At 64.7% G+C, this 12,379-nt stretch carries 9 protein-coding genes; 2 read left to right on the plus strand and 7 right to left on the minus strand.

Going from position 1 to position 12,379, the window contains the following annotated elements; all coding sequences use genetic code 11:
- Window positions 1-108 precede the first annotated feature (108 nt).
- Window positions 109-2,229 carry an acyltransferase family protein gene (locus ABRP34_RS06005; RefSeq protein ID WP_353712576.1) on the plus strand — a complete coding sequence of 707 codons (2,121 nt, stop codon included), beginning with the start codon at window positions 109-111 and terminating at the stop codon, window positions 2,227-2,229.
- A 118-nt stretch (window positions 2,230-2,347) separates the two neighbouring features.
- On the opposite strand, the gene galE is transcribed toward ABRP34_RS06005, so the two are convergent.
- On the minus strand, window positions 2,348-3,367 hold the full coding sequence (gene galE, locus ABRP34_RS06010; RefSeq protein WP_003804909.1) for a UDP-glucose 4-epimerase GalE: 1,020 nt from the start codon (window positions 3,365-3,367) through the stop codon (window positions 2,348-2,350).
- A 292-nt stretch (window positions 3,368-3,659) separates the two neighbouring features.
- Between galE and ABRP34_RS06015 the strand changes: the two genes are divergently transcribed.
- Window positions 3,660-6,929 (plus strand): GH25 family lysozyme, encoded by a 3,270-nt coding sequence (locus ABRP34_RS06015; RefSeq protein ID WP_353712577.1) that lies wholly within the window; start codon window positions 3,660-3,662, stop codon window positions 6,927-6,929.
- A gap of 100 nt (window positions 6,930-7,029) precedes the next feature.
- Here the strand turns inward: ABRP34_RS06015 and ABRP34_RS06020 are convergent, their stop codons facing one another.
- The 6 genes from ABRP34_RS06020 to ABRP34_RS06045 form a co-directional block, all read right to left on the minus strand.
- Window positions 7,030-8,172 carry a glycosyltransferase gene (locus ABRP34_RS06020; protein ID WP_353712578.1) on the minus strand — a complete coding sequence of 381 codons (1,143 nt, stop codon included), beginning with the start codon at window positions 8,170-8,172 and terminating at the stop codon, window positions 7,030-7,032.
- 93 nt (window positions 8,173-8,265) lie between these two features.
- Window positions 8,266-9,363: an acyltransferase family protein gene (locus ABRP34_RS06025; protein WP_353712579.1), complete on the minus strand. Its 1,098-nt coding sequence runs from the start codon at window positions 9,361-9,363 to the stop codon at window positions 8,266-8,268.
- Complete coding sequence (locus ABRP34_RS06030) at window positions 9,363-9,773, minus strand: DUF2304 domain-containing protein (protein WP_003804916.1); 411 nt, start codon at window positions 9,771-9,773, stop codon at window positions 9,363-9,365. Before ABRP34_RS06030 ends, ABRP34_RS06025 begins: the two co-directional genes overlap by 1 nt.
- Window positions 9,774-9,777: 4 nt before the next feature.
- Complete coding sequence (locus ABRP34_RS06035; protein WP_003804917.1) at window positions 9,778-10,416, minus strand: glycosyltransferase family 2 protein; 639 nt, start codon at window positions 10,414-10,416, stop codon at window positions 9,778-9,780.
- Between the two features lie 85 nt (window positions 10,417-10,501).
- Window positions 10,502-10,996 (minus strand): hypothetical protein, encoded by a 495-nt coding sequence (locus tag ABRP34_RS06040; RefSeq protein ID WP_353712580.1) that lies wholly within the window; start codon window positions 10,994-10,996, stop codon window positions 10,502-10,504.
- Entirely contained in the window at window positions 10,993-12,336 is a 1,344-nt protein-coding gene (locus ABRP34_RS06045; protein WP_353712581.1) for a glycosyltransferase, read from the minus strand. The genes ABRP34_RS06040 and ABRP34_RS06045 overlap by 4 nt, the downstream gene beginning before the upstream one ends.
- Window positions 12,337-12,379 lie beyond the last annotated feature (43 nt).

The raw sequence follows: 12,379 nt of genomic DNA on the forward strand, positions 1-12,379 counted from the left end.
CGAATACAGAGAAAAAGAGCAATTGTGGATAACTTGGTGTCCGCTGGTCATCTGCCGCGATCCCCCTTATTCGCAGCGGCAGGCGGTTTCGCGATAAAATTGGTCGTTGTGCCTGCCATCCGAACCCTCGAGACGTCCAGGAAGCACCCATCAGCGGTCCGCGAGGCCCCGGCAACAAGCCAGTTCCAGCCAGAGATCCAAGGCCTCCGAGCTGTCGCCGTCCTCCTGGTGGTGCTTTATCACCTCTGGCCTGAGCGCCTTACAGGCGGCTATGTCGGTGTCGACGTTTTCTTCGTCATCTCAGGCTTCCTCATCACTTCCCACATGTACCGCGAGGTCCAGGACGGTTCAGCCCTGGGGCTGACCCGGTTCTGGGCGAGGAGAATCCGAAGGCTGCTTCCGGCATCGCTCCTGGTCCTGCTGGTGTCCCTGGTCGCGGCCTTCCTCTGGATTCCGTCCACACTGTGGGAGGTTGCGGCCCGCCAGATCGGCGCCAGCGCCCTGTACGTTCAGAACTGGGTCCTGGCCACTGACTCCGTCGACTATTCAGCCCAGCACAATGACGCCTCCGCGGTTCAGCACTACTGGTCACTCTCGGTTGAGGAGCAGTTCTATTTCGTGTGGCCCCTGCTGGTGGCCCTGCTCCTGTACATCGCCCGACGGCCAGCCGTGGCATCCAAACTGGGTCCGCTGTCCTCCCCTCGGGGCATGATGATCGCCGGGATAGCGTTCGTCGGCGCAACCTCGCTGATCTACTCGGTCGTTCTGACGGCGCAGAGCCCGTCTGTTGCCTACTTTGTTACCCCGACCCGCGTCTGGGAGTTCGCCGCGGGCGGCCTCGCCGCCCTCATTTTCAATGGACGGCAATACTCCGGACGGCTGGCGACAGCTCTCGCCTGGGCCGGAGTCGCCCTGATCGCATATGCTGCCCTGACATTCGACAGCGGCACCCCGTTCCCTGGCTGGACGGCCATGCTTCCGGTGCTTGGCACCGCCTTGGTCTTCATTTGCAGCGGAAACCCCGCCCGGATGACACCCCGCTGGTGGCTCTCGCGCCGCCCGGCCATCTTTTTGGGCGACGTCTCCTACGGCGTATATCTTTGGCACTGGCCGCTGATCGTCGTCCTTCCGTTCGTCCTTCGCCATGATCTTGGGACCTGGGAGAAGCTGCTTATTTTGCTGGCCTCCACGTTGCTGGCGTGGATCACAAAACTGACGGTTGAGGATCCGTTGCGGCGCGGCCGGCTGCTGAAAAAATCCCTGCGGGCATACCTGTTCGCCGCCGTAGGCATGGTGCTCACGGTGGCCATGTGCTTCGGGCTGACTTCGGCCGCATATTCAGAGTCAAGCCCGGATCGTTCCGCAGAGCTCGGTGCCTGCTACGGGCCCGGGGCTCTGGATCCGGCCAACGGCTGTGGCCCTGTCATCGGCAAGGAAACGCCCAGTCCTGCGCCCGCCCTGGTCGCCAAGCAAAATACGCAGCCGCTGCATCCCGGGTGCCAGGCTGACGCCGCAGGTACCGACATCGTGAGCTGCGACCTTGGTGTTGACGCTTCCCAGGCGAAGGAAACCGTGGCCATCGTCGGCGACTCCCATGCCACTGCCTGGTACCCGGCCCTGGAGACTCTGGCAAAGGATCGCAGCTGGCATATCAAGACCTACACGAAGAGTTCCTGCCCTGTTACGGCGGCCGTCAGGATCCAGGCCTCTGAGAAGACTGACTCAAACCAGCGGGATTGCCTGGCATGGGGTCAAAAGGTCGCCCGGGAGCTGGCCGGGAACAAGTCCGTGGGTACGATCTTCGCGGCATCCTATTCGACCGCGTTTTCGTTCGAATCCCCGGACAATGAGCCGTTCAAGGATCCGGCCGTTGACGGATTCGCAAAGGTGTGGCGCCAGTGGCTCGCCGCGGGAAAAAAGGTCGTGGTGTTCGACGACGTTCCGCGGACAACCGGTGAATACGTTCCGACGTGCCTCGCACGCCAGCAGGACGCTCTCGCCTGCGCAGTTCCAGTGAACAAGGCAATTCCGCCGAACACCGCCATCACGAACGCGGCGAAAGCCATGTCCGCAGAAGGCGTGAAGCGAGTCGTCCTGCGGAACCAGTTCTGTGACAACAAGCTGTGCTACCCCGTGGTGGGATCCATGATCGTGTACCGGGACTTCTCGCACATCAGCGCAGAATATGCTCGCGCACTGGCACCCTACATCGCCAAACAGCTTCCATAAGGGCCGCGCCATAGGCGCGGGCGGATCCCCAGAACTGCGAAGACCCCGCGCCGCCTCCCAAAGAGGCGGCGCGGGGTCAATGCTTCACCCGGCGCCGGGCAGTTTCGCAGGAAGGTGTTTAGTCGTTGCCCGCGTAGCCGTAGGGGTTTGCGCTCTGCCAGCGCCAGTGGTCAGCGCACATCTGCGCCAGGTCACGGTGCGCGGACCAGCCCAGGTCCGCCAAGGCCGCCGAGGCGTCGGCGTAGCTGACGGCCGCATCCCCCGGCCGGCGGGGTGCGAACTCATAGGGAACCGGATGCCCTGCAGCAGCGCCAAAGGCGTCGATGACCTCCAGGACGGACGACCCACGGCCGGTCCCAAGGTTCCAGCGGAAGGCGCCCGTCTTCATCTGCAGGTAGTTCAGCGCCGCCAGGTGGCCGGCTGCGAGGTCCATGACATGGATGTAGTCGCGGACTCCCGTGCCGTCGGGGGTAGGGTAATCGTTCCCGAACACCATGACCTTCTCGCGCCGTCCCACGGCGACCTGCGCAACGAAGGGCAAGAGGTTGTTGGGGATCCCGTGCGGGTCTTCGCCGATGCGACCTGATTCGTGCGCACCCACGGGATTGAAGTAGCGCAGCAGCGCGATGCTCCACCGGGGGTCGGCGTCGCTCAGGTCGGACAGGATGTCCTCGATCTGCTCTTTGGTCCTGCCGTAGGGGTTCGTTGCGTCCAGCGGCGATTTCTCGATCAGGGGAACGTGCTCCGAGGCGCCGTAGACCGTGGCCGATGAGCTGAAGACCAGCCGCCGAACACCGGCCTTCTCCATGCTCTCGAGGAGGTTGATCGTGCCCACCACGTTGTTTTTGTAGTACCAGAGCGGCTTCGCCACGGACTCGCCGACGGCCTTCAGGCCCGCGAAGTGGATGACGGCGTCGAACCCGCCCTCCGCGAAGACCTGGTCGACAGCCTCAGCGTCGAGCAGGTCCGCTTCGCGGAACTCCACCTTCTTGCCGGCGAGCTCTTCAACACGGCGGACTGCCTCGATGTTCGAGTTCATGAGGTTGTCCAGCACGACGACGTCGTGCCCGTCCTCGAGCAGGCAAAGAGCCGTATGTGAACCGATATAGCCGGCGCCGCCGGTAACCAAAACCTTCATGGCCCCCATTTTATGCGGGGGCCGGCAGCGCAGCTAACTAAGACGGACGACGCTGTCCGCGTTTGCGGTACGTCGGGGAACGCGGGTCCCTTTGGTTACAGGGATCACACAAGCACCATTAGTAACATCAGCACCTTGGGTGTTAGGATGGGCCGCCTACATCGCCGCCGGCGTGATGGGACTCAAGACGGCGAAGACGTCAGCCACGAGCCGGCTCTCTGCCCGGAATTTGAAGGCTACGGAGTATCACATGAATTGTTCCCCGAATAGCAGAATCTCCGCGGCTCTCGCCTTGAAGGCAAGGCGCGTTGCCCTCCTCAGCGGCACGGCCCTCCTATCCACGATGCTTTGCCTGGGCGGCGGCCTTCCGGCCCGGGCAGCTCCCGCTTCCCCGACAGCTCCGCCCCCTCCCGAAGCGCCGGCGTCAACCGCTCCTGCGTCACCCACCGCTGCTGCAACGGAGCCCGAGCCGGGCCAGATCGACATGGCTGCCCTGCGCGCCGAAATCGGAAAAGACGGCGCCTACCTAGGGCAGGGCGTCAAGCGCCGGGCCGCGACGTTCGCAAAGCAGTCCACGGCATCGTCCCTGAATGCGATCTCCACCGAAGCGGCCAACACCTGGATGGCACCGGGTGTGCAGGGCCTGGACGTCAGCAGCCACCAGACAACTGTCAACTGGGCGGCCCAGTACAGCATGGGTGCACGGTTTGCCTATGTGAAAGCCACCGAGGGGACCACGTACAAGAACCCCTACTTCGGGACCCAGTACGGCGGGGCGCTGGCCTCGGGCATGATCCGCGGGGCCTACCACTTTGCCCTCCCCGGGGTTTCAACCGCCGCGGCCCAGGCCGACTATTTCGTCAACAACGGCGGCGGCTGGACCGGCGACGGAAAAACCATGCCGCCGCTTCTGGATATCGAGTACAACCCCTACGCCTCGCTGGGAAACACCTGCTACAACATGAGCCAAACGGCGATGGTCAACTGGATCGCGGCTTTCTCCAACAGGGTGCTGGCCAGGACCGGGCGCCTGCCAATGATCTACACGACAACCGACTGGTGGACCCAGTGCACCGGCAACTCCGGCGCCTTCAGCCGCCAGCCACTGCACTTGGCCTCCTACTCACGCTACGTGGGCTCCATGCCCAACGGCTGGGGTACATACAGCGTCTGGCAGTACAGCGCCACCGGCCCGTTCGCCGGCGACTCCAATGCGTGGAACGGAACTCTCGCCGGCCTGCAGAAGTTTGCCGCGACGGCCGACGGCGCCGTGCCCACGCCCTCCATTACGTCGCTGGGCGATGTGGTAGCCGCAGACTCCTCCGGCATCCTCTGGGACTATCCGGCCACCGGCAGCGGGACGTTCCGAACGCGGAAGCAGATCGGCGTGGGCTGGAGCGGGCTGCGGTCCATCAACGCCATCGACTGGAACGCCGACGGCGTTCTTGACCTCATTGCCCAGTGGAACACGGGGCGGGTCAATGTCTATCTGGGGGTCGCCGCCGGCGGGTTTGCCACCGGCCCCGTGCTCGCGGCGTCGGGGTGGGAAGATTACCAACTGACAGTGGGCTACTGGTACAACAGCAGCTATTACCCGCAAATCATCAGCCGCGACGACTCAGGGGTGCTGCGCCTGTGGCGGAACACCTCGGGTGCCGGTGTCAGCGGCGGAACAGCCATCGCCCAGGGATGGGGCGGCCTGAACCTCACCATGATCGACTTTGACGGTGACGGCAGCCAGGACATCCTGGCCCAGAATCCGGCCGGCCAACTGTTGCTGTACCGCACTAACGGCAGCGGGACGTTCGTGGCCGAGGCCCGCAGGACCATCGGCAGCGGCTGGCACAACATGACAAGCGTCACCGTCACCACGAACTTCAAGGGTGCCGCAACAAACGGCCTCATGGCCCGCAACACCAGCGGACAGCTCTACTACTATCCGGTGCCCGGCAACTCCGCATGGGGACCTGTCAGCGCCATCGGAACGGGCTGGAACAACTACCTCATCGCCGGCGGCGAAACCATCAATGTCGCCACGGCCCCGCCCACACCGCCGGCCGTGACGCCTTCGATCACCTCGGCCTCCGACGTCGTCACCGTTGATCCGTCCGGCAACGTCTACCGCCGCAGCTCGGGAACCGGCACGTTGGGGACCGCCGTCAAGATCGGCACCGGCTTCACCGGCCTGGCATCCGTCCACGTCACCGACTGGAACGCCGACGGCATTCAGGACCTTGCCACGCTGAGCACCACCGGGGTTCTGGGAATCCAAACCGGGCTGCCCGCCGGCGGCTTTGCCGCACGGACGGTTCTCGCCTCGGGCCTCACCGGAGCCGATGTCACCTTCGGCCCGTGGCTCAAGGCCGCCAAATATCCGGGCGTCGTGGTCCGCCGGGCGGACGGCTCGGTCCAGTTCCATGCGAACCCCTCCGGCGGCGCGCCCGCCCCCGCGACCACACTCGCCTCAGGGTTTGCCCGGACGGACATCTCCATGGCAGATGCCGACGGCGACGGGAACCAGGACCTTGTGGCGGTCGATTACCTGGGCCGGATGACGCTCCACCGCTCCGGCGGAACGGGCACGCTGGTTTCCGAAGCCCGCAAGCTCCTGGCCAGCGGATGGAACACCATGAACAGCATCAGCCCGGCCAGGGGCTTCGCGGCCGCCGGATCGAACGGGCTTCTCGCCCGCGACCGCTCGGGACAGTTGAGCTACTATCCGCTGACGGCGGGCACCCTCGGTGCCAAGTCGGTGCTGCCGTCCGGCTGGAATGGCCTGCTCATCGGGGGCAGCGGGCTCCTCGTGCCGGGGCGGGCCATCACCGGCACCGCGGACATCCTGACCGTTGACGCCGCCGGCGGGCTCTGGAACCGCCCGGCAGGGAACTCCTCCGTCGGCAGCCCCTACCAGATCGGGGTGGGCTGGTCCGGGATGAAGTCCCTGAACGTTGTGGACTGGAACAGCGACGGCGTCGCCGACGTCCTGGCCCAGAGGTCCAATGGCATGTTATCGCTGTACCCGGGGTCGGCGTCCGGCGGGTTTGCGGCACCGTTCACGGTTGCTTCTACGGGTTTCGCCCAGACCACCCTGGTCACCGGCAAATGGGTCTCCGGTTCCCGGTATACGGGCCTGGTGGGTTATGGCACGGACGGTGCCCTCTACTACTGGGCGAATGCCACCGGACGGACCGTCAGCGCCCCGGTACGCATCGGAGCAGGCTGGTCAGGCCTTAAGCTCGCCATGGTCGACTACGACTCCGACGGCAAGCAGGACCTGCTGGCCGTCAACAGCACAGGAGCGATGCGGCTCTACCGCTCCACCGGCGCCAACAGGTTCATCTCGGAAGCCAGGAAAACCGTCGGCAGCGGCTGGCAGTCATTCCGCCAGTTCTCCGCCAACAAGGGCTTTGCCGGAACCACCAGTAAAGGCGTGATGGCCGTGCAGAGCGACGGACAGCTGCGTTACTACCCGGTGGTGGCCGGAAGCCGGTGGGGCACCTCCCTCATCGCAGGCTCGGTGGGAACGGCCTCCACCGTGTCATCCACCTCCGGCGCCAGCTAAGGGCCTCCTACACAAAGGCGGCTTCCCCGAACACCCGGGGAAGCCGCCTTTTCTGTTTGGTTGCCCGTACCGGCTTGTTTGTCCGTACCGGCGCTACGCCTCAGGCACGCGCTGTCTGGGACGTCACAATCTCCTCCACAGCCTTCTGCCACGCCAGCACCTGCGACTCGGCCGAGAGCGGACGGGCTGCTGCGGCTGCCGCCCGCTTCCACTCCGAAATTTTCTCCGCCGTCAGTCCGTGCAGGGTGGTCCGCAGCGAGTCCGCCGAGAAATCAGCCGTCACTGCACCCAATCCGTGCTGCTCCACGAGCGCGACCATCGCCGGGGACGGGCCCACAATGAGTCCAATGCGCGCCTGGACGGCTTCGAAGAACTTGTTCGGCAGGGCGTTCTTGAGGTTGAAGTTCGTCGGGGGAAGGAACACCAGGGAGACGTCGTACTCACTGAGCGTAGCTACCAGCTGGCTGTAGGGCACCGGGTCGCGGAACCGGATGGCGGGCACCGAAGCGGCCTTCTCCTTCAGCTCGGCCACGTAGTCGGGCTCGTTGGGCATTACGATCATGTCCAGCGTCAGCCAATCGGGCGCATCCCGCATGGCCTCAATGAAGTTTTCGAGCTTGCGGTAACGCTGGCCGGCAGCGCTGTGGATGAGGCGGACCGGCGTGCCCACAGGCCGGACGTCACGTTCGGAGTAGGGCGCGGCGTTGGTCACCACACCGGCGGCCACGCCGTAATCCTTTGTGTATTCGTCGGCTATTCCCTGGGATACGGTGGTGACGGATTCGGCCAGGGGCAGGTACCGACGGCAGAGCCAGCGCATGAATGGTGCCACGAACAGCCTCCACTTGAGGTCATCCTCTTTTTCACGGGGGGCAAATTCGTGCAGGTCGGCGTGGACGCCCAAGCGGGGCTGAAGTTCCAGTGCCAAGGGAAGCGTGTTCAGGTCGTTGGCCAGAATAACGTCGAACTCCCCGCGCGGAAGGATGCGACGCGCAGCCGAAACGGCGGTCAGGCCGTTATAGACACGGGGATAGCGGCGCGTGACGAGGCCCAGCTTGTCCGAAGGCCAGCCACGGGAATCTGCAGGCAGCGCGAAATGGTTGTCCACGCCCTCCGGGGCGTCACCGTAGCCGCACGTTGAAACGCGGTACTTGCCTTTGAACAGCTCGACCTGCTTGAGGACCCTGGGATCCGAGCGAATGGGTGAAAAGGTCAGGATCAACAGCGAGGGCAGCTCAGTCATATGATTCATTATCCCAGACAGCAGTGGACGAAAGTGGACGTGCCGGCATCCGTCCGGCCACGGGGCACCGGAAAGGCGGTACGGTCGGGGCCCCTAGAAAATGCTCCGCAATACAGGAACACGGCGGGCAGCAGCTGAGACCGCGAAGCTTCCCACCAGTGTGGCGGCGTAGGCGAGCACCATGGCCTTGATCGACATCCCGGCCGCCACCGCCGGAAACTGCAGCCGGATGGCTTCGAAGATCACCAGGTGCACAAGAAAGACTCCGAAGGTTGCGTTCGACAGTACCGTCAGGGGCTTCCCTGCCCGCCTGACCCTCAGGTTCGAAGCCAGGGACAGGGTTACGACAAATACGCCCAGCGCCGCCAAGGCCACTCCGACTCCAAGGTAGGAGACAGAAACCACGGCATCCAGAAGGCGAAGCTCTCCCTTGTTGCCGTAATGCCAAACCGTTCCGGCGATGATAGCGGCAGTTGCCAGGGCGGTCACGGTCAGTTTTGCCCCGGTGAGGCGGACATTCCGCAGCGCGTACCCGGCCAGGAAGTAGCCCACGTACGGCATCCAGTGCGTCAGGAAGTTGAGCCGGACTGGACTCGCGACACCGAAAAGGCCAAGTATCCCGGGAAGCATGTAAAAGAGCAGCGACGCGGCAAGGAAAGCGGCAGCCGCCTTCGTGGCCCGGGGCTGACCGCCGCCGCGCAGGAATCCGGCGAGTACCGGGGCAACCCCGTACAGCCCCGCAATGAGCCAGAGAAAGTACAGTTGCGTGAACACCGAGCCGTCGACCAGCAACTGGAGTGTCCGCTGCGGAGTCAGGTCCTCGCCTCGCATCCAGATGCGCACTCCGACGAGGTAAATGAGGTTCCAGGCGACGAGCGCCGGAATGAGCCGCACTGCCCGGCGGCGGTAGAACAGGCCCGGCTGTTCCGCCACCACCCGGGAACCGAGGATGAGCGCCCCGGAAATCATCACAAAGACGGGAACGACCCAGATCCAGCTCACGTCCAGCACCACAGCGGTCCACCACGGCCGGCTCTCGCGCGGTGCCCGGCCCAGTACGTGGCCGAAGACGTGGATCGCGACCACCCCGCAGATGCTTACAACCCGAAGAATGTCCAGGCCGTATTCGCGCGTGGGCGACGATCCCGGAACGGTGGCCGCGGTATGGGCTGTACCGGACAGGACCGGCACTACTGCCCTCCGTGCGCCGGAGGGGTCAGGCGCCGGTCAGGCTCCGCATCCTTGCGCTGCAGGGGCCCGTCAACGCCGGGTGCCGGCGTTTCGTCCAAGGCAATCCGTCGGGAGAGCTTGGTAAGCGTGGATTCCATGTGCCGGAACCGCTGGTAGGTCGTTGCCATGAAAACCAGGAAACTCACGATGAGGCCATACAGCACCAGGTCCGTTCCGCGGCCGATGCCGAGCAACCGGGCCACGCGGGTCAGCAGTTCAGGGAAGAAGATCGAGAGCGCCGCCAGGAAGGCGAAGAGCACCAGCATGATGCGGCGGATGGCAAGGTGCCTGGCATTGGAGCCGCCGCGCATCAGCGCCAGCGAGACGGTGATGACGGCAAGGACAAGTGCTACTTGGACAATGATCTGCACAATTTCACCTAAAGAAGAGGTCAGCGACGATATTGACCGAGTTCAGCAACGACTGGCCTTTGGATTTCGAGTAGTCCGTGTAGATGATCTCGACCGGGTGCTCCACCCAGCGCGGATTCATCTCGGCAAGCTGATGGACCAGTTCGGAGGCGTGGGCCATCCGGTTCTGCTGCAGGTTGATGCCGCGGGCAACGGTCGGGCTGAAGGCCCGCAGGCCGTTGTGGGCATCCGTCAGGGCCATGCCGGTGGACATCCGGGACTGCACCGCGGCCGTCCGCAGTACCAGCCGCTTCAGGGGCGAGAGCTTGGTGCGGTCGTCAAGGAACCTGGACCCGAGGACGACGTCGGCCTCGCCCGAACGGATCCGGTCGGCCATGGCCAGTGCGTCGACGACGCGGTGCTGGCCGTCGGCGTCGAAAGTAACGATGCAGTCCAATTGCGGGTCCTGCAGCGAATATTCGATTCCTGTCTGCAGCGCCGCACCCTGGCCCAGGTTCACGGGGTGCTGGACAACTACGGCCCCGGCCTGCCGGGCTATGTCCTGCGAGCCGTCGGTGCTGCCATCATCAACACAAACAACGTGCGGAAATTCCTTCCGCAGCCCCTCGATGACGGTGCCGACGACGGACGCTTCGTTGTACATGGGTATGACTATCCAGGTTCGACTCACCCGTCAAGTATTCCACAGGCGACATGCCATGGACTCATCGGCGGGACCTGACGGACGATCACTTCCGCATTGACTCCCGGAGGGCATGCAGCATGGCAATCGGGCCGTGCACCAGCCCAGCACCGGTGCTGTTGCGCAAATGCCAGACGGAGCGGTCCGCGGTGAGGTCAGCGGCAACAACGACATCCGACCTCCGGAACTTTTCCTGAAGATCCACACGGCCGGACAGGGTGCGCGCGAGGCTCCTGGACTCAAGGTTGTCCCTGAGCAGCCGTCCGGCAACACCCACCGGGCCTGGTTTCCCTGCGGCGGCTGAAACCAGCGACGTGAACCGGCCGCCGCGGGCCTTGGCCAACGGCACCACCGTCAGGCGGTGGTCCCCGGCCGTGACGGTCGGGGCGCCGTCATTCGCGTAGACGGCCGTCCCGGTCATCTGGCCGGCCTGCTGGCCCACCGCGCCCAAGGCACGGTTCCACAAATCATCAATGACCGCCTGCGGGTGGCTGCTGCGGCCGACGACGATACTTACGTGCAGCGGTTTGGCGGAAGTCACGCCTGGCTCCTTTCTTCGGTGGCCGGCTGCGGCTTCGCCGCGCCGTATCCTGCAATTCCCCGCAGCTCGGCGATGACTGGCTCGAGGATGGTGCTGCGGAGGAACTGCTGGCCGTAGGCCCAGGCAGCGGCCCAGCGCTTTTCGTCCGGTTCCTGCAATGCCTCGGCGCAGTCACGCAGCGCATTCGCAATGCCTTCAGGGGTGAGCTCCTTCGCAGGGAACCACAGCGGATAATCCCGAAGGAGGTCCGTGGCTGCGTTTTCCATGTCGTGCACGGAGACAATGGGCAGACCGGTGGCCAGGTACTCCGTGGTCTTGCCGCCGGTCACGTATTTGCCGCTGGACAGCAGGAGAATTAAGGCATCCATGCTGCCGTAGAAGCCGGCGACGTCGCGTTTGGAGATCGGCCCGTCGTAGCGGAGGCCGTTCTGGCGCCCGCTTCCAAAAATCTCGAGGATCTCGGCGCCTGCCGCCCCGGAAGCGCTCAGCTTCCCGCGGAACACCGCCTCCGCCTGCGGGCTGTCCGGACCGAAGGCGGCACTCCACCCGTCCAGGAATTCCTGCAGCGGCATGTTCACGTACTGCAGTGTGCCGAGGTAACCGAAGCTTGGGCGTTCCGCAGGCTGCACAGCCGGCCTGGCGTGGCCTGGCTGGGGGTCAAAGCCGTTGGCCACCACCCGCATCAGGTGGGCCGACTCGGGATAGCGGCGGGCGTATTCGTCCCTGATCTGGCTGTTGACGAACCAGACCTGAGCGGCCTCGTGCAGATATTCGGCTTCGCGCTTCCCCACGGCACTGTCCGGCGTGAAATCTTCGGCCCCGGAAATGGTGTTGAAAGCCCACGCGTCGCGGTAGTCCATAACGTACGGAACACCCTCAATCGCCCGGGCAACGCCGAATGCCACGTAGGGGCTGGCGGAGGCCATGACCAGGTCGACGGGCTTCTCCGCATGGATGCTTCGGGCAGCCTCGCTGGCGGGCTTCAGCCACGCCCCGTGGAAGTCCTCGGGGAAGTTCCGCCGGCTGCGGCGGCGCAGGGCATCCTTCCACAGGTAGGGAGCCTCGATCCTGAACCGCGAGTACCGGCGCAGGTCTCCCTTGGCCGGTTCTTCCGCGCCGCCGTCGTCCACTGCGACAACCCGGATGTCCGGGTGAACCGATTCCGCCAGCTTCTCATCCACTCCGGAAATCTGAGACCAGACCTGCGGGTCGACAGTGAGGACCGTGACGTCCCATCCGTCCTCGGCGAACGCATTGGCCACCGCGGTGCAGCGGTATACGGATGATGCGGTGCTGGGGGGAAAGGCGAAAGCGATGTAGAGCAGGTGGGGCTTGGTCACTCAGTGGCTCCTAAAACCTTGGCGTAGCCTGCTTCCAGTTTGG

The organism is Arthrobacter sp. K5, assembly GCF_040448525.1.
Taxonomy (GTDB): Bacteria; Actinomycetota; Actinomycetes; order Actinomycetales; family Micrococcaceae; genus Arthrobacter; species Arthrobacter globiformis.

Bases quoted from the DNA above. Each gene is read 5' to 3' on its own strand.
- ABRP34_RS06035 (WP_003804917.1), bottom strand. From the start codon at position 10,416: ATGTACAACGAAGCGTCCGTCGTCGGCACCGTCATCGAGGGGCTGCGG.
- ABRP34_RS06020 (WP_353712578.1), bottom strand. From the start codon at position 8,172: ATGACTGAGCTGCCCTCGCTGTTGATCCTGACCTTTTCACCCATTCGC.
- galE (WP_003804909.1), bottom strand. From the start codon at position 3,367: ATGAAGGTTTTGGTTACCGGCGGCGCCGGCTATATCGGTTCACATACG.